Below are 469 nucleotides of genomic sequence, written 5' to 3'. Positions count from 1 at the left end.
GACAAAGAGGGCCAGTACAGCAAAAGCAAGATTATGGAGTTGCGCAGTAAATACCGTTATAGCCATAAGTCGGACGACTGGGCCGCAGGTATGCAAGCGATAGATGACGCGTTTATTTTTGGCTCAACTAAAACGTATGTTCGTTTTTATGAGCGTAACGAGCTGGGCGCATGGATTCAGATCCCGTTGGTTAGCAAATCACTATAAAGGTGGCACCCATGAAAATGAGTAAATCACGCTACATTCAATTGATACACGTAGGCCAAGGTCAACTGGGTTGGGACGATGAGCTATACCGCACGGTGTTGTTTGAGCTAACTGGTAAAGATAGCTGTAAAGAAATGGGGGTTAATGAGCTAGATAAGGTGCTCAAACATATGCAAAGCAAGGGTTTTGAGATCATCACTAAAAAGCGTGCTGGTAAAAACTCGCCGATCACACGTAATAAAGAGCCAGAAGACAAAACGCC

General features: G+C 44.6%; 2 protein-coding genes. Both read left to right on the top strand.

Annotation, left to right across the window (positions count from 1 at the left end; all coding sequences use genetic code 11):
• The coding region (locus tag SANK73390_RS00230; RefSeq protein WP_462762132.1) for a DUF3164 family protein at window positions 1–207 on the top strand (207 nt) is incomplete at its 5' end.
• An 11-nt stretch (window positions 208–218) separates the two neighbouring features.
• A partial coding sequence (locus tag SANK73390_RS00225) for a phage protein GemA/Gp16 family protein (protein ID WP_462762130.1) occupies window positions 219–469 on the top strand: 251 nt, incomplete at its 3' end.

It is taken from the genome of Pseudoalteromonas sp. SANK 73390 (assembly GCF_054966645.1).
This window is presented reverse-complemented; position numbering and strand designations above follow the sequence as displayed.